A 20,451-nucleotide genomic window follows, 5' to 3' on the forward strand; every position below is an offset into this window, starting at 1 on the left:
TTCTCCCGATCCCGTCTCACGACGATTGCGCCAAACTGCTCCTTGCCCTCCTTCGCTCCAACGTCCTCGCGACCTTGACGGCTTACGCCGCTGCGGCCGGAGACTTGCAGACGCCCCCGCGGGCCATCAGAGCCCAGATCGAAGCCACGAACGCCACTGGTTCAAGAGAGCGGCTGAGGCCGCGCCATTTTGTTTGCCAGCGCGACCCGCACCAGCATTGGCGGCTTGCGCGTCAGCATGCCGCCGAGCCATGTGCCCGGTTGCGCCGCCGCATGGAAGTGCCGTTTGACGATGACGCCGTTGGCGCCAATGATCAGCAGGCGCCGCAGGGATCGCTCCCCCATTTTAGTCGTAGTCCCGAGCCGCTGCTTTCCGCCGGTCGAATGCTGCCGTGGCACGAGGCCGAGCCAGGCGGCAAAGTCACGCGCCTTGCGGAATATCGTAGGCGGTGGCGCCAGCGCCGCGATGGCTGTGGCAATCAGCGGCCCAATCCCGGGCACCGTCATCAGTCGGCAGGCCACCGCATCCTCTTTGGCTCGGCGCTCGATCTCGGCGTTGAGTTTGCCGATCTCGTCCTCGAGATGCGAAAGGGTTGCGACCAGCACCGTCAAAGTGGCAACGGCCTCAGCGGGCAGGCCATTGTCCGGATCTTCCACGATAGCGATCAGCCGAGCAGCGTTGGCCGCACCCTGCGGCACGATCAGACCAAACTCGGTGAGATGGCCGCGCAGGCTGTTGATCGCCTGAGTGCGCTGACGGATCAGAAGTTCCCGGATGCGGAAGACCATTGCCGCACCCTAGGTATCTTCGCTCTTCACCGGCACGAAGCGCATCGTCGGGCGCTGCGCCGCTTCGCAGATCGCTTCGGCATCGGCCGCATCGTTCTTTTGGCGCTTGACGAAGGGCTTCACGTAGGCGGGCGGGATCAACCGCACCTCGTGCCCAAGCTTGCCAAGCTCGCGGCCCCAGAAATGGGCCCCTCCGCAGGCTTCCATGGCGACAATGCAAGGCGGCAACTGGCTGAAGAACGACAGGACCTGGTCTCGCCTCAGCTTCTTGCGAAAAAGCACCCGGCCCGAGACATCAGCCCCGTGAGCCTGAAACACATTCTTCGCCAGATCGAGCCCGACAGTGGTAATCTCCGACATGACCGCTCTCCTAGGTGGATCCTCGCAGACCCACCTTGGCACACTGATGCCGTCGGGGGTCGGTCACATCAGCAACGCCCATTGCCAAGAGAGCATGTTTTTCGGGGAACGCAACCGTAGCGGGCGGCACCCGTCGAGCCGGGGGCCACTCTAGTCTTGTGCCGGCTGCACCGGCCCATGACCCACGCAGCTGGGCCGGCGTCTCGGCCCACTCGGGTAACGATCCTTGCCGCAAAGCCTGGCCTTCGGGCGAGCCGAACGCCAGGAGTCCCGAAAACTGCAGTGCCGGGGGATCGACCGGGCGGAGGCCCGGCCTCCGGCGCGGAATGTGGATGGGCTTATTCCAGTTGACATAAGGGCCTGCCGCAAACTGCGCAGTTCAGAATGTCATCCCATCAGTGTGCCAGCAGGTGAGACGGTAACGATGGCGGTATCGTCGATATAGCGGAAGCTGAAACGCCGATGTGGAAACGGCGCCATGCCGCCAAGGCGCTCGGTTCTGACTGATACGTCGAGCGCCAGGCATGCGGATATGATGGCCTCCTCGAGCTGCGCATCGTCACCGAGGAGTCGAACCGTCGCTTTTCTGATCCCGCGAAGGTTCGCCGCAATGAACGCGGTTTCAACATCGCTCAGCAGGTGCCTGTCGGTGCAATGTTCTTCGGGCATGATCGTCAGAGACATTCTATGTGTTCAAAGGGCAAGGACAGGCTTGGGATATGCTCCCTGCCCATGCTGGCCGCGCGTTTCAGTAGTACAGAGACGCGAAGAGTCCCAGACTTCCCGCGCCACCCCGCCCGATCAGGGGCGTGCCGCCATTGTGCGGCCATTTTACTGGGCAAGAGGGGCTACACCTCTGTCGGTGGCGTCGGAACGAGCTCGCCTGTCGTAGAGCGGCCAATCGTCGTCATTCAGCCTCACATCTTGCTGGCCGCGTTCAATTCACGGTCTTTCCGGCCTCCATGGCCGCCAGTGCAGCAGTCAGACCATCGGGCGATACTTCCAGCGCGACGGGACGCTGTGCGCCGTCGAAAAAGGTCAGGGTCGCGGCTTCGGTTGCGGATTTCAGCGTTGCGACAAAGGCATCGTCGGGTGCCGCTTCCGCCGCGCACAGGTGGCCACAGGCGGTGAATATCGCTGTAAGGGCAGCTCCATCTGGGGCCTCGATTCTGACATTGCCTGGTAGCCAGACGCCGGTCGGCAGCTGAACAACCAGTTTCATCGACTGATCCTCAGCAACGCGCCCCATTGCGACCTGTGCGATTGGATTTCCGCCCGGTGTCAGACTGAGGGTTTGGGCAACCTCGCAGATCGGGCGAGCACTTTCGGCGGCAACGGTGGCGCAGCGCAGGGTCCACGCGCGGTATGTCGCGGTCGTCATTTCCGGTGCCCCCGGAGCGGCATCCTGTGCCTGCGCGGCAAACGGCAGGCAGACAATCGCCATGGCAAATACGGCTTTGATCGGCGAGATCATGATGGTCCTTTCCGGCCCGGTATTAGGGGCCATTTCAGTGTTAGCGCGGCGCTGTTCCGTCCGGGGACAGTCCAAGCAGCGCGTAGAGGTGATCGGGTGCCCTGGCGGTCCGCATCTGCCGCAGGGCATTGGCTCCCTCGTCGAGCCGCCCGAGATCTTTCAGGCAGAGCAGCAACTCGAAGGTCAGCCAGTAGCGGTAGACATCGCGCCAGACGAAGAGTCGGCCTGCATCGGGCATCGGGCATCGGCGGCCTTCGCTGGCATAGACAAGGCCGAGGTGCGGACGTCCACGCATCCGCTCCATCCTGGCAGCCTGATACAGGCATTCCGCCCGGTCAGGGCAGGTCTCGTGACCAGAGAGGAAGGCAAGCAGCGCCCCGTCCTGATCGCCGGTCTTGGTCAGTTCGATCCCCAGCCCGAGCCAGGACAGACAGACCTCATCCTTCCACCCGCCAAGCGCGATACGTTTACGATACCACGGGATCGCCTCCTGCGGTGCATGGGCATCACGCCAGGAATTGGCACAGTAGAACGTATAGCGCGGCAGCAGATCCTGATCCTCAGCGGGCAGCGTCTCGACGGCCTGAACCAGCGCGCGGGCATCACGGAAATAGGTGGACGGATCGCGTGAACGCGCACCGGCACTCTGGTTGATCAGCGCATAATCGCCGTCGACATGGCGCACGCGCTCTTCGCCCCGGCCCTGGAAGTAAAGCCCCTCATGCACCACACCGCGCCACCGGAAGCTGCCATCGTTGCGGACAATCAGCTTCGACGGATAGAGGGTGCTACCGCGCCGGGTGTTGAGCATCATCGCATCGGCATCGACAGGAAGTGTCGGCAAACGCCCTTCAAAGCGGCTGTCGGCATCGAAGAACAAAACGTAGTCGGAAAGGCCCTGCGCATCTGCCAGCGCATATTGCCGGTTGGCGCCAAAGCTCTCCCATGGTCGGTGGATCAAGCGACCCGGGATCCCCGCACGGGCAAAGAAATCCGTAATCAGGGCCGGCGTATTGTCACGAGAACCGGTGTCGTGAATGACCCAGGTCGCGAGATCGATATGCGCAAGCAGGTTTTCGAGCGTCTCGAGGATCACCTCCGCTTCGTCGCGCACGATCATGTTCAGGCAGAGTTTCACGCCCGGGGTCTCCGACAAGGTATTGCAGCAGAAGCGGCGGCGCAATATCCCGCCGCCGCATGTCGGCTCTGGCTTCAGAACTTGTAATTGAAGCCGAAGCTGGCCCCGACACTGTCATCGCCGCCGGAGGCGCCGGTGTAGTCGAGCTGAAGGTTCAGACGCGAGGTCTCGGACCATCGGTGCTCGTAGCCCACGCCGACACGCAGGGCATCCTCGCCACCGTAAGACGCCTTGTAGCTGTCGAGCGTCAGATCGGGACGTTCGATCTCATGCAGCCAGTCCAGTTGAACGAAGCCGATGGAGCGTTCGTTGTTCTGGTCAGGCAGCCCCTCCAGCGAGGCACGGATACCAAGCCGCGAGGTCAGGCTGTTGCCATCAAGGCTGACCCTGGTGCCGGTGTCATCGACAAAGCTGCCGCCGTCGACATCGGCCCAGATCAGCTGTGCCTGCGGTTCCAGCCAGACGCGGGAGCGGTCCGAGCGCCAGACATCGAAGGCATAACCCGCCTCGAGCGAGACCGTGGTCGTGTCGATGTCATAGCTCTGGGTCGCAAAGCCGAAGCTGCTGACCTCAGCATCATAGCGACCAAGCATAAGCCAGCTGTCGACATACCAGCCCTGACGTTCGAAGCTGTCTTGCACCCAGGTGCCATAGAGACCGAGCGCATAGCCCTCGACCTCGCCGCTGGAGGCGTAGCCCGTCACGTTCGAGACGGTATCGCTGTCCTGCTTACCGTAGCCCGCCATGATACCGACGACCATCTCGTCCCTGCCGTCTGTGCTCCAACGGGCCAGATCCGCACCGAAGTGCAGGGTAAGACGGTCGTAGTCGGTCTCGAGCTGACCCCTTTCGCCGGTGGTCGAACCATGGATGCCGCCGAAGCGCAGCCAGAGGGTCTGATCCGTGTCGAGACTGCGGATGGCGCCCTGGCGGTCACGCCAGCCATGGTCGAACATCGTCGCCGCACCGAGAGCGTTTGCCGCATAGGAGCCAACCTCGGGACGGATCACCGAACCGCCGGCAGGGCCGGTCGCGCCAGTATCACCCGTTGCTCCGGTATCGCCCGTCGCACCAGTGTCGCCGGTTGCGCCGGTGTCACCCGTTGCACCAGTTTCGCCGGTCGCCCCGGTTTCGCCCGTGGCCCCTGTTGCGCCGGTGGCACCGGTTTCGCCTGTGGCCCCGGTCGCGCCGGTCGCCCCAGTTTCGCCTGTGGCCCCGGTTGCGCCGGTCGCCCCGGTTTCGCCTGTGGCCCCGGTTTCGCCTGTGGCCCCGGTTGCGCCGGTCGCCCCGGTTTCGCCCGTGGCCCCGGTCGCGCCGGTCGCCCCAGTTTCGCCTGTGGCCCCGGTTGCGCCGGTCGCCCCGGTTTCGCCTGTGGCCCCGGTTGCGCCGGTCGCCCCGGTTTCGCCCGTGGCCCCGGTCGCGCCGGTGGCACCAGTTTCGCCCGTGGCCCCGGTCGCGCCGGTCGCCCCGGTTTCGCCTGTGGCCCCGGTTGCGCCGGTCGCCCCGGTTTCGCCCGTGGCCCCGGTGGCGCCGGTGGCACCAGTTTCGCCCGTGGCCCCTGTTGCGCCGGTGGCACCGGTTTCGCCTGTGGCCCCGGTTGCGCCGGTCGGCCCGGTTTCACCGGTCAGACTGACGCTTTCCAGATACCATGATCCGTCGGCATGTTTGTTCAGCAGATACTCGTAACCGCCTTTGACAACTCGGCGCTGAAGCAGGAACTCGCCAGCAGAATCTCCGCCAACCCCGATGAGCAGATAGGACTCCTCACCTGTCGGGTTTGCTACCGCCAGATTGTTCACCCAGACCCAGTCCACACCCCGATCTATGGTGCTGCCGGTGATGTTCGCCGTATCCGACACCGTGCTACCGCCATCAGCGACAAGCCCAGTCCCGGTCAGTTCCGCATCAAAGAGCCAGAGGCCATCTCCTGTCGTGTAATCGCCGTCAATTGTCAGAACATCGCCGGCCAGATCGTTGGAAAGATCGATCTCCGAGCGGGTGTTGATCACATCGCCCTGAAGAACGTAATTCGCCAGCGTTCCGTCGTTGTTATGCCCGATCAGGTGTGAAGCGGTCAGGTTCAGCGTCGTGAAGGTCGAAGTCAGCCCCGAACCGGCTGCCGCCAGTTGCCAATAGGCACCGTCATTCACGCTCAGGGCCAGGGTTGAACTCGCCGTTTTGCGGGTCAGACCCTGCATATAGCCTTCAGAAAAGTCCATCGTGACATGGCTGGCGTTGCTCGCGCCGCCGGCAATATCGATGATGTAGGCAGAGGATGTCGCGGTAAGATTGCTGCCCGCACCCCGAACAAGAAGCTGATAGTCATTCTGGCCGGTGCTGACCTCGATAAGATCCGCAGTGGTCGACGTCGTGGTTGCCACAAGATCGTTGAACGAAGTTACGGTCTGGGCCGTTGCCTGGTCCGCGTTGCCACTGACAGAAATTGCGGCACCCCGGGATCGGATATCAGTGCTGGATGTATCGGCGTTGGCGTCCAGTAGAGCACCCTGCCAGATAATGTCTATCGCGCCATCCTGCAGGTTGCTGCCTGTCGTGTCCAGAACCATGCGTCCGCTAGAATACAGCTGGCCAACACCCGTTCCAACTGCTGCAGTTTTCCCAAGGCGTATAGCATTCGCGCGGGAAAACGAGTTACCAGAAATGGTGATTTCACTGTCGTTGATGTGGACTTGAGAATCACCTCCAGAAACATATATCCCGATCAGGTCATTGGATCCATTAGTTGTTTCTAGATCAATGACAAGACGATCTTTAACCTCAACGTATCCAGAGGCCCCATCGCCCGAATTATTCCAGGCTCCTTGGATAACCCGCACCCCTGAAACCAAAAGGTTAAATGTCCCTCGGGATGTCATATCGATATTAAGGTTGTCAAATATTGCGCGCGAATAATACCCATTGGTAGTCGCGGTTTCTCCGGCATTGTTCGACGATCCTGCCAGGACACCATAGCTCTCGAACGAGCTGAGAGAGAAGCTGGACTGTATATCGTGCATCGTAACATTCAAAGTGCCAAACTCTGCCAGAGAGTTCCCGGATGCATCGACTCCGGATCTCATGTTGGTTCCAGAGTTTATGATCGTCAGGTCAATCGTATGGTCAGATGCATCCAAATGTCCCAACGAGGTTGGGGACCCCGACGTAACAAGTGCGCCAAGGAACCAGTTTTTGCCTGTGGTGTCGAGTGTGGTCGATAAATCATTCAGAACCGCAACTGTCCTGTTGCGCACAAAAATCGCGCGGTCAGCGCCGCCCGTTGCGGCTCCTACAATCGGCGCGATAGTGCTGATTTCACAATTTGCCGAGTTCGTGACCCCGCCGTATGCAGCGGTGCCAACAGAGTACCCTCCAGTACTGGCTGCAAGGCACTCCGCAGCAATTGCGCTGGTGCCTGATAGGAAAGTCGCGACACTTCCCAGTGTCGCAGCGACAGCAACACCCGCAACGAAGGGCGCAATGCTCGCCACTCGGCCTTTCCATTTCACCAGTCGGCCGCCCCGCACCATCCGGTGATATGATTTATCTTGTGTTGAGTTTGACATCTTTCCTACCGTATTCCGCCCATCCAGGACGATATTTGACAATTCGACGACACGCTGAGCGCCGTCACTCTTGTCGACTATGGTCACCGCCATAATTTTCCTCCTTTAGGCCTTCAGCACTTGCGAAATATCGCCGGATTCGCCAAAGGCCGGTTTCAAACCGGGCCTACGCCCAATGCTCTCCGCTAACGATGATGCTCGACCGAAGTGTGAACATCCCCCGTGACACCTCAGCCTGCCCCTCTATTTGCAAGCCCCTGAAACAAATCAATCAAAGCGCGAACCGTCCTCTTCGGATCCGCCTCTATTGAATCAGCTATTATCTGCATGTGAATCTGCTTTGACTCAGCCAATGCCGCCTCAAATGTCCCACCAATAATCTCCGATGGGTGTGCATTCAGGACATCAGCGACCAACAACATCCGAGATACAGACAGTCGATTTGCAGCGGTTTCATATTTCTGAAACTGCTGCATTGTGACGCCAATTGCTTCTGCAACCTGCCTCTGACTCAAGCCGCGAGATCTTCGAATAGTTCTCAAATTTCGACCAACGGCCAGATCAATTTCACGAAGATATGGCTTCATTTCAACACCAGGTGTCATATCATATAAAACCGGACCCATTACGGAAATCCGGCTCAGCTTCGCCAGCACATTCAATAATGTTAAGAGCGGCCATCTTGATCGCGGCACCGCTATCCGGCACATACGAAATCAGACCAGAACTCGCCATGTCAGAAAGCGAAGTAATAACGTCAGATGGAAAACCAACCACGATAACTACGGTTAGATGCTCGTGATTACCTACAAGATGCCGTACGAAGTCTGATACGAGGCCCACATCGGAGGTCACAGCATCCACAACCACCAAATCGATAGCATCGGCAACCTCGTCCATCTGAAAATCATCAAGCCAATCAGACGCGACTGGAAAATGGTAGCAACTCATTGCGGACAGCCCGACGTCCTGCAAATGCCTCTGGAAACTCAAAACGCGCTCGACATCAGCCCCCACAACCAATGAAACTCCACGATCCGAAGGGTGAGCAGACATCATCCGTTCCGCATCAGCAAAGAGACGGTCCTCCAGTTGCGGCGTCAATTTGCAGATATCTGGGTGGGCGGATATTTCGGCTATCTCACTGCGCACAATCCAAGCGCGACGAAAACCGAGCATCAACAGAGTGACAACGCCCACGCTGATATAGAGAGCCACTGCAGAGGTCCAAATGGCCCCACTACTCACCGCAAATGCGGCGACCACGAAGGCTATGGCAGTAGAAATCAAAACGGCACCCACCCCATCTGCGGGCGAGCCGTCACCTGCAGAAAGGGCTCCTTTTGCTACCGAACATTTGATGGCCGGTGATCTCTCGTCAAAGCCAACGAAACATGGGGGAGATGATGCGTGATGTGCAGCGCCACAGCTGTGGCGAAAAAGGAGCCCTTTAGGTCAAGGCGGCGTTCTATGGAGTACAATGGCGCAAGGCACTTCCAAGTCTTCGCCGCAACCCTAAGGTGTGGCGCGCACTGAACGGAAAGAACTATGAAAATCGGATACGTAAGGGTTTCGACGGAAGAGCAGCGGATGGATCTTCAGAAGCTCGCGCTCAAGCGCGCGGGCTGCTCCAAGATCTTCTGTGACCACGGGGTATCGGGGAAAACGCTAAGCCGTCCGGGCCTATCCAGTGCCTTGAAGTGCCTCAGCCCCGGCGACACTCTGGTCGTATGGCGGCTCGACCGTCTCGGACGTTCGCTAATAGGTCTCGTCCAACTTATTGATTCTTTGGGAAAAAGAGACGTTGAATTTTCGTCACTTACTGAGTCGATAGACACTTCCAGTTCTGGCGGAAGACTTGTGTTTCATATGATGGCAGCACTTTCGGAGTTCGAGCGAACCCTGATCAGCGAGCGCACGCGAGCAGGCATGGAAGCTGCCAAAGCCAACGGTCAACGGCTAGGTCGACCACCGGCACTCTCCAAATCCGAAATTGAAACCGCTCGCAGGGCCGTCCTCAACGACGGCGAGGATCTCGCAAAGGTTGCGCTCCGCTACAACGTCACCGTCCGGACGCTTAGGCAGTCTATACGCCGAGGCGCGGCGTGAAAGTGGAGATGGCCCGCCTTCGTTGGCCAGGGTGAGGCTGGGCACATCCACGGTTGACCGGAAATGTGGCCCAGATTCGCACGTTCACGATTGCCATGGTCATCTTTCCGTTACACTCTACCATTGGCTTTGATGAGACAGCACCGCGCAGCGCAGAGTTGCAGGAGTGCATTTTATGTTAAAGCGAGAATACCCACCGACCTCGGCCAAAATCGTTCCGCAAGGCACGGAACTCGATCTGAAGTCGATTCAGTGTTTTCTGGTTACCGCAGGACATAGTAGTTTTGCCGCAGCAGCTCGCCACATGGGGGAAACCCCGTCAGCCATCAGCAGACGAATCCGGCGGCTTGAGGATAGTATAGGTGTTTCCCTTTTTGAGCGTCACTCCGGCGGGGTGCACCTGACGCCCGCGGGGGAGCGACTCAATCTAAGCGCAGCCCAAGGCATCAGATCCCTTGACATAGGAATCAGAACAGCAATTCAGGAGGGCAGAGGTGAACATGGAGGGCTGTCAGTTGGCACATTGACCACCCTCGCTGGCGGTATTCTTCGAAACATCATAGATTCATTCAAGCAAAGGCATCCGCGGCTTTCTCTTCGGATTCAAAGTGGAAGCCGCGAAACACAGATCGAGGCGTTGCGTAATAATGCAGTCGATATCCTGTTTCTACCCGGCCAAGATATTGGAGAAGATTTTGACTCGCAGCTGGTGGGTCACGAGCGCATCCATGTCGCACTTTCCCAAAATAGTCCGCTGTCGGAGAAGTCGGAACTTAGCTGGCCAGCGATCCATGGCGAGACCTTCCTTCTGCCCCGTAGCGGGGCTGGTCCGGAAGTGTATGGCTATATCATGAGACGAGGCTCTGATTTCTCCACACGCCCAAAGGTGGTCTTTCAGGACCTCCCACTGGATGACGTCATGCATCTTGTAGCGATGAACGAGGGAATTTCGATCGTCACTGAGGGGTGGACCCACGTGCGTGCGCAGAATCTCGCATTCCGACCATTGAATCTGCCCTCGGAAGTCCTTCCTCTCTTTGCCGTGTGGTCACCGAGGCGCGACAACCCCGCTCTCCGCAGGTTTATCGGCAACTTGCGAACATTTGTCAGGTCAAATTCCAAATCGACCACATGAAGGCAGAAAATTACCCACCGGGCTTCCGGCCGCCATGACCCTGCGAATCCCGCAGAATCTTTCGCGCCTTTGCAAATCCTCGATCCGTTGCAATAAAACGTTCAAGCATCGGAACGACAAGTCTTGCTGGGTCGGAAATCACTTGTCCTGTCTCTCGGGACAGGGCAGCCGCATAGGCCGTCAGATCACGATGCAATTGTGCCGTGATTTCCACCGTGACCTTCAACGGCTTGTCCTCAAGAATGGCACCGAGCCTCAGCTTTGTCATATCAGCCTCCATAGGCTTCAAGCACTAAATCCCGTGTAACCATGACCCGCACCGGGAACCCTGGCCGGATCGTCAGCGTGGGCTCGACCTGCAGCTGCCGCTCGACGATCCTCTGGCCGACCTGGTTAATTGTATCCTGCGCTCCGTCACGAAGCGCGCGGGCGAGCAGGTCTTCCTCATCGGCCGCGAGTTCCGCCCCGACGGCCAGGAGGGTAGCCAAGCCGGCCGCTTTCATCACCTGACCCCAGTGATAATCGACACCATCCTCAAGACCTGCGTACCCCGCAGCGTCTGCACCGGATAGCCGCTCCAGAACAATAGAGCGGCCATTGGGGAAGATCATCCTGGTCCAGACAAGGAGCACGCGCCGCTGCCCGAACTCGATCCGATCATCATATTCACCGATCATCCGTGCGCCTTGCGGGATCAGCAGCAGAGCCCCTGTCGGACTGTCGTAGACGTTCTGGGTCACCTGGGCGGTGATCTGCCCCGGCAAGTCAGAGCGAATGCCGGTAATCAACGCTGCTGGTATGACCGAGCCAGCCTGAAGCAGATAGGGTGAGGCCGGGGCAGTGATCCGATCAGGCGCGACCGTCATCCGATCCGGCCCGGCATTCAGAAAAGCCTGCCTCGGATTTTCCGGTCCCGCGCCCCCTGCCCCGTCAACCGGACCTGGCATAGCTCCGGGCGCAAAGCTGATTGCTGATCCGCCAGAACCAGGACGCGTCTGGAAGAAGATCTGACTGGTGCGGGCCGCCTCCAATTCGGCAAGCCGACGCATCTCCTCAGGGTCAGGCGTCACGGTCATCGGCACCGGCGCAACTGGAACAGTCCTGCCCTCTTGCTGTGCCCGCAGGATCGGACCACCAAGATCGCCCGGCAATGGCGGGCCAAGGAGTGGCACATCACCATAGCTGCCAGGGAGACCCTGAAGACCTTCTGCCGTCGTGCGACCATCAGTCGAGACCAGTTCCTCCCCTGCGCCACCTTTCTCCCGACCTTGCAGCGCATAGATAAGCGCGCCACCGATCCCGACGCACGCGATCATGCCAAGGGTCATCAGGGCCTTGCGCGATATCCGGGTGACACGCGGCGCCTCTGCGCGCAGTCGCATGGCAGAAGGAGCTGCAACCGGACCAGAGTCTTGTTGCTCGTCAGCGCTCATGTCGGGCTCTCCCCTGTGGTCCCCGCCACAGCCTCCCGCAGCCCCTCGGTCCGAAGGATCCGGACGGTCTGCTGGCGTTCACCACTTCCCAGCCGGAGTTCTGCAGCACCGAACAGCCGATCAACGATCAGGACATTGCGATGGACACGGCTGTTGACGATCTCGGGCTCGCCTTCGGCGTTCAGCACGAAGAGAGGCGGCATCTCGCCCTGGATGATCCCGCGCGGGAAGACGACATAGACCCGGCGGCCATCGTCAAAGACCGAGACCGGACGCCAAGGCGGGGTGTCTCCTTGAAGACTATAGCGATAATTGCGTGCCGTCTCGGCCGGGATCATCGGCGCAGCGGGAGCAGTCACACGGCTGCCGGGCGGCGGAGCGGGATAGGACCAGGCAATGGCCGGCATCCAGGTCGTCTCGCTGGCACGCAACTCGATGAGATAGGTCCGCCGATCCGTAGTGATGACCAGGTTGGTGGTGATGTCCGGGCGCGTGGGTTTCACCAGCACATTGATACGCCGGGTTGGACCCACGCCACTCTCGGTGTCGCCAATGACCCAACGTGCCGTGTCGCCGGCAGCGATGGGCCCCGCGCCGGTAAGGCTCTCCCCGGGCTCCAGCGCAATCGTGGTGATCTGGCCGGGGGCGGCATAGACTTGATAGAGAGCCCCCTCGGACCAGGGGTAAAACTGGATCGCGTTGAAATATCCCTCACGGCGTGGCTCGACCCGGGCCGCTACATTGGCGTTGGTCACCCTGCCCTCGGCGGTTCCCGAGGCGACCCCGCCCCGGCTCGGGGTCCAGCCCGGCGGTACATGCAACGGCCGCGGAGCAGACTCGCCGGTGGCGACCCGTACCACCGGCAAAGGCGGAACAGCGTCGTCATAGGTGATCTCGGGGATGTCGTTGCGGGCACAGGCTGTGAGCAGGAATGCCGGAAGGAGAAGGGCACCGCCCCGATGGCGCTGCCCCATAACGCGCGGAAAAAGACGAAGGGTCATTGGCTCATCTCCCGCGACCAGTTTATGGAATTGATGTAAATGCCAAGGGGGTTGAGCCGCAGCCGCTCTGCATCCCTCGGCTGCTGGACGGCAATGCCAAGGATGGCGGTCCAACGCTCGGACCTTGCCAGATGCCCTCCTTCATAGTGGCGCTCGGTCCAGGCGATGCGGAAGCTGTCGGGCGAGGCGCGGATTACAGAGGAGACCTCGATCGAGATCTGCTGCTGGCCGACCCTGGTGAACGGATCATTGTCACGCGCATAATCGTTCAGGGAAATCGCACCGCGATCAGTCGTGAAGTCATAGGCCCTGAGCCAGTTCTGGCGCAGGATGATCGGATCACTCGGCAAACCGCGCACCTGCTCGACAAAGCGCGCGAGATGGAAAGCGATCTGCGGATCCGTCGGCTGGTAGCCTGCAATCGCAGACTCAACCGCACGCGCCTCGCCATGCCTGTCGATTTCCACGACCCATGGCGTGATCGTACCACGCGCCGATTGCCAGACCAGGGCGGCAGCAAATCCCGCAGAAAGAAAGAGACCACCAAAGGCCATGTAGCGCCAGTTCCGTGCCTGGAGCCGGGCGGAGCCGATACGCTCATCCCAGACTTGCGCCGCCCTCTGATAGGGGGTCTCCGGCTGCGGGGTCTTGCCGTAATGCGGTGCTGGCCGCCTGAATAGGTTCATGTCTATCTGTCCTCCAGTTTGACGGAAGCGCCACCACCATGGTTGTCACCCGCGCGCAGCGCTTGAGCTGCGATCTGCGTTCCCCGGCCCAGTGACTGGCTACGACGTATGCCTTGCGCCCAGGCCGGGGCCGCGTCAGATGCGCCGCCGCCGGGGCCGGCCCCGAGGCTGCCCTGGGTTGTCGTGCCTCCGGTTCCGGTGAATGCCGCCTTGACGCCTGCGGAGTGGCTTTGCGCAACGCTCGCACCAGCACGGCGCAGCGGCGATACCAGTGCCTGCCCTGTGGCCTTGCCGATCCCGGCTGCACCTGAAGCGACGGCCGACATGCCCGATTGTCCTGCTGAGTTAAGGGCGTAGGCCCCTGACGCAGCACCTGTTGCTGAAGTAGCTCCGCGTGCGGCTGCACCGGCACCGCGTGATGCCATCATCGCGCCACCGCCCGTAGCCAGTGCGGCACCACCAACCGCCAAACCTGTACCAACGGCAGCGCCCGCACCAAGTTGCGGCCCGCCGGAAACGAGACCCGAGGCGATGCCGGGGCCGAAGATGCCGAGACCGAGGAGCGACAGTGCCGCGAGCACGATCGCCATGGCATCATCAATGGTCGGCGTTGCGCCTCCAAAACCCGCGGTGAACTGGCCGAAGAGCGACGACCCAATGCCGATGATCACGGCCAGAACCAGCACCTTGATGCCGGAGGAGATGACATTGCCGAGCACCCGCTCAGCCATGAAGGCAGTCTTGCCGAATAATCCGAAGGGGATCAGCACGAAACCCGCCAGCGTGGTGAGCTTGAACTCAATCAGGGTGACAAAGAGCTGCACCGCAAGGATGAAGAAGGCCAGAAGGACCAATACCCAGGCAAACATCAGGCAGGCGATCTGAATGAAGTTCTCGAAGAAAGCGACAAAGCCCATCAGGTCGGAGATCGCCTCGAGGAGTGGGCGGCCGGCATCAAGGCCCGTCTGCGCAACACGCCCGGGCCGCAGAAGGTCGGCGGGCGAAAAACTCGTGCCGGAGGCCATCAGCCCGAGACCGGCGAAACTGTCGAAGACGATCTGCGCCAGATTGTTCCAGTTCGAGATCAGATAAGCAAAGACACCGACGAAGAGCGTCTTCTTCACCAGACGCGCGAGGACATCATCATCGGCGCCCCACGCCCAGAACAGAGCTGCCAGGGTGACATCGATGACGATCAGCGTGGTCGCGATGAAGGCGACTTCGCCACCGAGCAGTCCGAAGCCGGAGTCGATATAGGAGGTGAAGATGCCAAGGAAGTTGTCGATAACGCCGGTGCCGCCCATGGCTCATTGCCCTTCAAGACTGGCCGGGTTCGCCGATGCGCTGCCGCGCCCGAGAAAACGATCACGCGTCTCAGCCCAGACAGCGAGACAGCCGGGATCGGTGGCAGCTACATCACCAAGCCGCTGGCAGCGCCTTTGTTCTTCACGCAGCGGATCCGCGAGGGATTGCCGGGATGGGGAGAGAGATGCCGGCGCAGACTCGTCATCGCGCAACATCCCCACCACCGTGGCGGTGATTGCCAATCCGACGAATATGATGGCTGCGATCCGTGCGAGCAGCTTTTCTTCCATCCCGGTGCTCCGCTGGCTCAGTTGAACATGCGGGCGGTGCCGGGCTGATAGCCCGCGCCGGGGGCCAGAAAGCGTTCCCGCTGGATCCGCCCCTGTTCAGCGGCCGTTGCGCGCTCGGCCTCACCGAGCATCTCTGCGCGCCCGTTGGCCGAGACGACCGCAATCAGATCGGAAAGTTGCTGTGACTGGAGAGCGAGAAGCTGGTTCCCGGCCTGGGTCGCCTGCAGCGCCCCCGTTGCGCCCTGGCTCTCGCCGACCAGCGCCGACATTTCGGCACGGTTGCTGTCGATATTGCCGACGACACCTGCTTGCACCCGCATGGCATCTTGCAGACCGCCGACGGTATTCTCCCAGCGGCTGCGGGCATCGGCAATCAGGGCGGCATCGGGTGCCGTCGCCTGCAAGGCGCCATAGTCTTGCTGGAACATGGCATCGATCTGCTGGACATCGAAGGCGATGCTCTGGGCCTGCCCCAGCAGAGCCTGGGTCCGTTGCACATTGGCCTGCAATTGCTGGAGCGAGGAATAAGGCAGGCTTGCAAGATTGCGTGCCTGATTGATCAACATCTGAGCCTCGTTCTGAAGCTGGGTGATCTGGTTGTTGATCTGCTCCAGCGTACGGGCCGCCGTCAGCAGGTTTTCGGCATGGTTGGTCGGATCGTAGACGATCCTGCCAAGTCCCCCCAAGAAGGCATGGGCCGGAGACACAACCGGCGGCGCGACGGTCAGAGGGACCGCCACAGCGAGTGCGAGACTGCTGGCCACAAGATATCGGGGCATTGCAAAGGGTTTCATGGGATCATCTCCTCTTGGCTGGTCAGGTTTTCCGGGCGAACGTCGTCTGCGAACCTCGTGTCGAAAGTCTTGGGCTCAACGGCAGCACCCTGCCCCTCCCCCTCAGCCTCGGGCACAAGGTTGGTCAGGTTCGGGATCAGATCAGCGGCCCATTCGACGCCACGTGCCCGCAGCCATGCCGCAAGAAAGCCGTCACGTCCGTGCTCCGCGAGGATCTCGGCGATCAGGCTCTGATCGGATTTGGAAGACGCGGCGCAGAGCGCGAGGCCAACCTCGCTGAGACCGAGCTCGAACAGGCGGTTGCCACGCCGGGACTGGCAGTAGTAGTCGCGCTTCGGTGTGGCGCGGGCGAGGATCTCGATCTGCCGGTCGTTAAGCCCGAAGCGATGATAGATCGCGGTGATCTGAGGCTCGATGGCCCGCTCATTGGGCAGAAGGAGCCGTGTCGGACAGGATTCGATAATCGCCGGGGCGATGGCGGAATTGTCGATATCCGAGAGCGATTGCGTGGCGAAGATGACCGAGGCGTTCTTCTTCCGCAGCGTCTTCAGCCATTCGCGCAACTGGCCCGCAAAGCCCTCGTCGTCCAACGCCAGCCAGCCCTCGTCGATGATCAGCAGCGTCGGGCGTCCATCGAGCCGGTCGCCTATGCGGTGGAAGAGGTAGGACAGCACGGCAGGTGCCGCGCCGGTGCCGACCAGCCCCTCGATCTCGAAGGCCTGCACCGAGGCGCTGCCCAGGTGCTCGGCCTCGGCGTCCAGAAGCCGGCCGTAAGCTCCGCCTATGCAATAAGGCCGCAGCGCCTGCTTCAGATCGTTGGATTGCAGCAGCACCGAGAGACCGGTGATGGTGCGCTCGCCCACCGGTGCCGAGGCCAGCGAGGTCAGCGCCGTCCAGAGATATTCCCGGACCTCGGGGGTGATCGCGATACTCTCGCGGGCGAGGATCGCCGCAATCCAGTCGGCAGCCCAGGCCCGCTCGGCGATTTCGTGGATCCGTGCCAGCGGTTGCAGTGCGACCGTGGTCTCGTCCCCGTCGGTCAGCCCGCCACCGAGGTCATGCCAGTCGCCGCCCATCGCAAGCGCCGAGGCCCGGATCGAACCTCCGAAATCGAAGGCGAAGATCTGCGACCGTGCATAGCGCCGGAACTGCAGCGCCATCAGCGCGAGAAGCACGGATTTGCCCGCGCCCGTCGGGCCGACCACCAGCGTATGACCAACATCGCCGACATGAAGAGAGAAGCGGAACGGGGTGGAACCTTCCGTGCGGCCATAAAGAAGCGGAGGCCCTTTGAAGTGTTCGTCCCGTTCCGCACCCGCCCATACGGCACTGGAGGGAACCATATGGGCGAGGTTGAGCGTCGAGACCGGCGGCTGGCGGACATTGGCGTAAGCATGTCCGGGCAAAGAGCCGAGCCAGGCATCCACGGCGTTGACGGTCTCGATCATCGCGGTGAAGTCGCGGCCCTGGATCACCTTCTCGATCAGACGCAGCTTCTCGTCGGCGAGACGCGGGTCATGGTCCCATACGGTGATCGTCGCGGTGACCCAGGCCATGCCCGCAACGTCGGCCCCGAGTTCTTGCAGCGCCATATCGGCGTCCAGCGCCTTGTTGGCGGCATCGGTGTCGACCAGGGCGGATTGCTCATTGGTCATCACCTCCTTCAGGATGGCGGCGATGGACTTCCGCTTGGCGAACCACTGGCGGCGGATCTTCGTGACCATCTTTGTCGCATCGACCTTGTCCATCAGGATCGCGCGGGTCGACCAACGATAGGGAAAGGCGAGACGGTTCAGATCGTCGAGGATCCCAGGTGTGGTGGCGGTCGGGAAACCGGTCACCGTCAGCACCCGCAGATGGGCGGGGCCAAGGCGCGGCTCCAGCCCGCCTGCCAGCGGCTGATCCGCCAGCAGCGCGTCGAGATACATCGGCACTTCCGGCACACGCACCCGATGCCGGTTGGTCGAGATGGTGGAATGCAGGTAGGTGAGCGTCCCTGCATCGTCGAGCCAGCGGCATTCGGGCATGAAGCCATCCATCAGCGCCAGCACCCGGTCGGTGCGATCGATGAAGCCGCGCAGTATCTCATGCGGGTTCACGCCCGAGGTCTCGCGGCCCTCATAGAGCCAGCTCTCGGCGCGCGCGGCCTCCTCGTCCGGGGGCAGCCAGAGAAAGGTCAGGAAATATCCCGATACGAAATGGCTCCCCTCTTCCTCGAAGTCTGCCCGCCGCTCGGCCTCGACCAGCGCGGAGGCCGGATCGGGGAAGCTGCTCGCCGGATAGGTGGAGGCCTCGGACCGTTGCGCCTCGACGAATATGGCCCAGCCGGAGCCGAGGCGGCGGAAGGCGTTGTTCAGCCGCCCGGCCACGGCGACCAGTTCTGCGGCAACGGCGGAGTCCAAATCCGGTCCCCGGAACGTCGCCGTACGCTGAAAACTGCCATCCTTGTTCAGCACCACACCAGGCGCGGTCAGCGCCGCCCAAGGTAGATAATCGGCAAGATGCGCGGCATGGCGGCGATACTCGGCGAGGTTCATCATCGGGGAAAGCCTCCGGTCAGACCATGAGATGTCCGGGCAGGCGCAGATGCCTGCGCCCGACCTCGGCAAAGAGCGGATCGCGCTTTGCGGCCCATACCGCGGCCATATGGCCGACGGCCCAGATCAGCAGGCCGCCGAGCCAGAGCTGCAGACCGAGGCCGACGGCCCCGGCCAGCGTGCCGTTCAGGATGGCGATGGAGCGCGGTGCGCCGCCGAGCAGGATCTGCTCGGTCAGCGCCCGGTGGACCGGAACGGAATAGCCAGGCACGACGTCATGTTGCTCCAACTGACCCGTCATCAGATCAGCGCCCCGCCACCGAAGCTGAAGAAGCTCAGGAAGAAGCTCGATGCCGCGAAGGCGATGGAGATACCGAAGACGATCTGGATCAGCCGCCGGAAGCCGCCGCCGGTATCGCCGAAGGCCAGCGTCAACCCGGTGACGATGATGATGATCACCGCGACGATCTTGGCGACCGGGCCTTCGACCGATTGCAGGATCGACTGCAGCGGCGCTTCCCAGGGCATGGAGGAGCCGGCCGCATGGGCGGCGGGGGCCAGCAGGAGGCTGACATAGCCGAAGGCCACAGCACTGGCGATGTGGCGGCGGATGGTGAAGGCATGACGGATCATGCGGGATCTCCCTGTTCTGAACTGGAGGTTTCGGGTGGAAAGTCGGTGCTGATGACCCGGTAGTCGCCGTCCGGACCCAGGCCCTCGACCCGGGCAAGCTCGACAAGGCGGCGGTTGCTGCCACGCCCGGCGAGGACGGCGACCAGATCGATGGTCTCGGCGATCAGGGCGCGCGGCAGGGTGACCACCGCTTCCTGGATCAGTTGTTCGAGGCGGCGCAGCGCCCCGATGCCTGATCCGGCATGGATGGTGCCGATACCGCCGGGATGGCCAGTGCCCCAGGCTTTGAGCAGGTCCAGCGCTTCAGCGCCGCGCACCTCGCCGACCGGGATACGGTCGGGGCGCAGGCGCAGCGACGAGCGCACCAGGTCGGAGAGCGTGGCGACGCCGTCTTTGGTCCGCATGGCGACGAGGTTCGGGGCCGCGCATTGCAGCTCGCGGGTGTCTTCGATGATGATGACCCGGTCCGAGGTCTTCGCGACCTCGGCCAGCAGCGCATTGGTCAGGGTGGTCTTGCCGGTTGAGGTACCGCCTGCGACGAGGATATTGGCGTGGGTGGCGACGCCCAACCGCAGCGCCTCGGCCTGCACCCGGGTCATGATCCCGGCAGTGACGTAGTCGTCGAGCGTGAAGACCGCGACGGCAGGCTTGCGGATCGCGAATGAGGCGGCGGTCACCACCGGCGGCAGCAGGCCCTCGAACCGCTCTCCGCTCTCGGGCAGTTCTGCCGAGACGCGTGGGTTCCTGGCGTGGACCTCGGCACCGACATGATGCGCGACCAGCCGCACGATACGCTCGCCATCCTCGGGCGAGAGGCGCTCACCGGTATCAGCAAGACCCTCCGAGAGCCGGTCCACCCAGATCCGCCCGTCCGGGTTCAGCATCACCTCGATGACGCCCGGATCCTGCAGATACGCGGAAATGGCAGGCCCGATCGCGCTCCGGAGCATCCGCGCGCCCCGCTGCCTGCTTGCCTCAATGCTGCCTGAGCCTGCCATCTCGTCCCCGTTCAACCGGGCAACTCGTGACAACACACCCCGGATGGGGATGACTAAGAGAAGGGCAGAAGGTGGCTGCGCAACAGCATTCAAGACGTAGTAGGGTGCTGGCGTAGAAAGACAGGCTGTAGCGTAAGGGACGCTGAAGCACAGACAGTCGCTGAGGAGGTGTCAGCCCTGTCTTTACGGACTGCGCTTGATCAACCA

The 20,451-nt window shown here is 61.7% G+C and carries 19 protein-coding genes and 1 pseudogene; 2 read left to right on the forward strand and 18 right to left on the reverse strand.

Annotation, left to right across the window (positions count from 1 at the left end; translation table 11 throughout):
• Nucleotides 1-82 precede the first annotated feature (82 nt).
• The 7 genes and pseudogenes from AC4FS3_RS03040 to AC4FS3_RS03070 form a co-directional block, all read right to left on the reverse strand.
• Nucleotides 83-1,148: pseudogene (locus AC4FS3_RS03040) on the reverse strand (IS110 family RNA-guided transposase).
• A gap of 387 nt (nt 1,149-1,535) precedes the next feature.
• Complete coding sequence (locus tag AC4FS3_RS03045; protein WP_491019320.1) at nt 1,536-1,832, reverse strand: hypothetical protein; 297 nt, start codon at nt 1,830-1,832, stop codon at nt 1,536-1,538.
• Between the two features lie 253 nt (nt 1,833-2,085).
• Nucleotides 2,086-2,622, reverse strand: coding sequence for an invasion associated locus B family protein (locus AC4FS3_RS03050; RefSeq protein WP_491019321.1), 537 nt, complete (start codon nt 2,620-2,622; stop codon nt 2,086-2,088).
• A 40-nt stretch (nt 2,623-2,662) separates the two neighbouring features.
• Complete coding sequence (locus AC4FS3_RS03055) at nt 2,663-3,760, reverse strand: glycosyltransferase (protein WP_491019322.1); 1,098 nt, start codon at nt 3,758-3,760, stop codon at nt 2,663-2,665.
• A 74-nt stretch (nt 3,761-3,834) separates the two neighbouring features.
• Entirely contained in the window at nt 3,835-6,327 is a 2,493-nt protein-coding gene (locus AC4FS3_RS03060; RefSeq protein ID WP_491019323.1) for an autotransporter outer membrane beta-barrel domain-containing protein, read from the reverse strand.
• A 1,226-nt stretch (nt 6,328-7,553) separates the two neighbouring features.
• Nucleotides 7,554-7,949, reverse strand: a complete 396-nt coding sequence (locus AC4FS3_RS03065) for a helix-turn-helix domain-containing protein (protein WP_233093119.1) — start codon at nt 7,947-7,949, stop codon at nt 7,554-7,556.
• Nucleotides 7,930-8,541 carry a hypothetical protein gene (locus AC4FS3_RS03070; protein WP_491019324.1) on the reverse strand — a complete coding sequence of 204 codons (612 nt, stop codon included), beginning with the start codon at nt 8,539-8,541 and terminating at the stop codon, nt 7,930-7,932. The genes AC4FS3_RS03065 and AC4FS3_RS03070 overlap by 20 nt, the downstream gene beginning before the upstream one ends.
• Before the next feature lie 330 nt (nt 8,542-8,871).
• Here AC4FS3_RS03070 and AC4FS3_RS03075 point away from each other — a divergent pair, with 330 nt between their 5' ends.
• Both AC4FS3_RS03075 and AC4FS3_RS03080 read left to right on the forward strand, forming a co-directional pair.
• Complete coding sequence (locus AC4FS3_RS03075; RefSeq protein ID WP_491019325.1) at nt 8,872-9,432, forward strand: recombinase family protein; 561 nt, start codon at nt 8,872-8,874, stop codon at nt 9,430-9,432.
• Nucleotides 9,433-9,607: 175 nt separating this feature from the next.
• Complete coding sequence (locus AC4FS3_RS03080; RefSeq protein ID WP_491019326.1) at nt 9,608-10,567, forward strand: LysR family transcriptional regulator; 960 nt, start codon at nt 9,608-9,610, stop codon at nt 10,565-10,567.
• A 10-nt stretch (nt 10,568-10,577) separates the two neighbouring features.
• On the opposite strand, the gene AC4FS3_RS03085 is transcribed toward AC4FS3_RS03080, so the two are convergent.
• The 11 genes from AC4FS3_RS03085 to trbB are packed head-to-tail and all read right to left on the reverse strand — an operon-like array spanning nt 10,578 to nt 20,196.
• Entirely contained in the window at nt 10,578-10,835 is a 258-nt protein-coding gene (locus tag AC4FS3_RS03085; protein WP_491019327.1) for a DUF2274 domain-containing protein, read from the reverse strand.
• Nucleotide 10,836: 1 nt separating this feature from the next.
• A complete protein-coding gene (locus tag AC4FS3_RS03090; RefSeq protein WP_491019328.1) occupies nt 10,837-12,000 on the reverse strand; it encodes a TraB/TrbI/VirB10 family type IV secretion system protein in 1,164 nt (387 codons plus the stop codon).
• The gene (gene trbG / locus AC4FS3_RS03095; protein ID WP_491019329.1) at nt 11,997-13,001 is read right to left on the reverse strand and encodes a P-type conjugative transfer protein TrbG; all 1,005 of its coding nucleotides are present in this window, start codon (nt 12,999-13,001) and stop codon (nt 11,997-11,999) included. Before trbG ends, AC4FS3_RS03090 begins: the two co-directional genes overlap by 4 nt.
• Nucleotides 12,998-13,687 (reverse strand): conjugal transfer protein TrbF, encoded by a 690-nt coding sequence (trbF, locus tag AC4FS3_RS03100; protein WP_491019330.1) that lies wholly within the window; start codon nt 13,685-13,687, stop codon nt 12,998-13,000. The genes trbG and trbF overlap by 4 nt, the downstream gene beginning before the upstream one ends.
• A gap of 2 nt (nt 13,688-13,689) precedes the next feature.
• Entirely contained in the window at nt 13,690-14,991 is a 1,302-nt protein-coding gene (gene trbL / locus AC4FS3_RS03105; RefSeq protein ID WP_491019331.1) for a P-type conjugative transfer protein TrbL, read from the reverse strand.
• Nucleotides 14,992-14,994: 3 nt separating this feature from the next.
• Entirely contained in the window at nt 14,995-15,282 is a 288-nt protein-coding gene (trbK-alt, locus tag AC4FS3_RS03110; RefSeq protein ID WP_491019332.1) for a putative entry exclusion protein TrbK-alt, read from the reverse strand.
• A 17-nt stretch (nt 15,283-15,299) separates the two neighbouring features.
• The gene (trbJ, locus tag AC4FS3_RS03115) at nt 15,300-16,076 is read right to left on the reverse strand and encodes a P-type conjugative transfer protein TrbJ (protein ID WP_491019333.1); all 777 of its coding nucleotides are present in this window, start codon (nt 16,074-16,076) and stop codon (nt 15,300-15,302) included.
• Nucleotides 16,073-18,616 (reverse strand): conjugal transfer protein TrbE, encoded by a 2,544-nt coding sequence (gene trbE, locus AC4FS3_RS03120; protein ID WP_491019334.1) that lies wholly within the window; start codon nt 18,614-18,616, stop codon nt 16,073-16,075. The genes trbJ and trbE overlap by 4 nt, the downstream gene beginning before the upstream one ends.
• A gap of 16 nt (nt 18,617-18,632) precedes the next feature.
• Complete coding sequence (locus tag AC4FS3_RS03125) at nt 18,633-18,914, reverse strand: VirB3 family type IV secretion system protein (protein ID WP_491019335.1); 282 nt, start codon at nt 18,912-18,914, stop codon at nt 18,633-18,635.
• Nucleotides 18,914-19,246: a TrbC/VirB2 family type IV secretion system protein gene (locus AC4FS3_RS03130; RefSeq protein ID WP_491019336.1), complete on the reverse strand. Its 333-nt coding sequence runs from the start codon at nt 19,244-19,246 to the stop codon at nt 18,914-18,916. Before AC4FS3_RS03130 ends, AC4FS3_RS03125 begins: the two co-directional genes overlap by 1 nt.
• The gene (gene trbB, locus AC4FS3_RS03135) at nt 19,243-20,196 is read right to left on the reverse strand and encodes a P-type conjugative transfer ATPase TrbB (RefSeq protein ID WP_491019337.1); all 954 of its coding nucleotides are present in this window, start codon (nt 20,194-20,196) and stop codon (nt 19,243-19,245) included. The genes AC4FS3_RS03130 and trbB overlap by 4 nt, the downstream gene beginning before the upstream one ends.
• Nucleotides 20,197-20,451: the final 255 nt, after the last annotated feature.

Source organism: Pseudogemmobacter sp. TB195 (assembly GCF_058313095.1).

Bases quoted from the DNA above. Each gene is read 5' to 3' on its own strand.
- trbK-alt (WP_491019332.1), bottom strand. From the start codon at position 15,282: ATGGAAGAAAAGCTGCTCGCACGGATCGCAGCCATCATATTCGTCGGA.
- trbB (WP_491019337.1), bottom strand. From the start codon at position 20,196: ATGCTCCGGAGCGCGATCGGGCCTGCCATTTCCGCGTATCTGCAGGAT.
- AC4FS3_RS03075 (WP_491019325.1), top strand. From the start codon at position 8,872: ATGAAAATCGGATACGTAAGGGTTTCGACGGAAGAGCAGCGGATGGAT.
- AC4FS3_RS03125 (WP_491019335.1), bottom strand. From the start codon at position 18,914: ATGACGGGTCAGTTGGAGCAACATGACGTCGTGCCTGGCTATTCCGTT.
- trbE (WP_491019334.1), bottom strand. From the start codon at position 18,616: ATGATGAACCTCGCCGAGTATCGCCGCCATGCCGCGCATCTTGCCGAT.
- AC4FS3_RS03090 (WP_491019328.1), bottom strand. From the start codon at position 12,000: ATGAGCGCTGACGAGCAACAAGACTCTGGTCCGGTTGCAGCTCCTTCT.
- AC4FS3_RS03080 (WP_491019326.1), top strand. From the start codon at position 9,608: ATGTTAAAGCGAGAATACCCACCGACCTCGGCCAAAATCGTTCCGCAA.
- AC4FS3_RS03065 (WP_233093119.1), bottom strand. From the start codon at position 7,949: ATGGGTCCGGTTTTATATGATATGACACCTGGTGTTGAAATGAAGCCA.
- trbL (WP_491019331.1), bottom strand. From the start codon at position 14,991: ATGGGCGGCACCGGCGTTATCGACAACTTCCTTGGCATCTTCACCTCC.
- AC4FS3_RS03085 (WP_491019327.1), bottom strand. From the start codon at position 10,835: ATGACAAAGCTGAGGCTCGGTGCCATTCTTGAGGACAAGCCGTTGAAG.
- trbJ (WP_491019333.1), bottom strand. From the start codon at position 16,076: ATGAAACCCTTTGCAATGCCCCGATATCTTGTGGCCAGCAGTCTCGCA.
- AC4FS3_RS03060 (WP_491019323.1), bottom strand. From the start codon at position 6,327: ATGGTTCTGGACACGACAGGCAGCAACCTGCAGGATGGCGCGATAGAC.
- trbF (WP_491019330.1), bottom strand. From the start codon at position 13,687: ATGAACCTATTCAGGCGGCCAGCACCGCATTACGGCAAGACCCCGCAG.
- trbG (WP_491019329.1), bottom strand. From the start codon at position 13,001: ATGACCCTTCGTCTTTTTCCGCGCGTTATGGGGCAGCGCCATCGGGGC.
- AC4FS3_RS03045 (WP_491019320.1), bottom strand. From the start codon at position 1,832: ATGTCTCTGACGATCATGCCCGAAGAACATTGCACCGACAGGCACCTG.
- AC4FS3_RS03050 (WP_491019321.1), bottom strand. From the start codon at position 2,622: ATGATCTCGCCGATCAAAGCCGTATTTGCCATGGCGATTGTCTGCCTG.
- AC4FS3_RS03130 (WP_491019336.1), bottom strand. From the start codon at position 19,246: ATGATCCGTCATGCCTTCACCATCCGCCGCCACATCGCCAGTGCTGTG.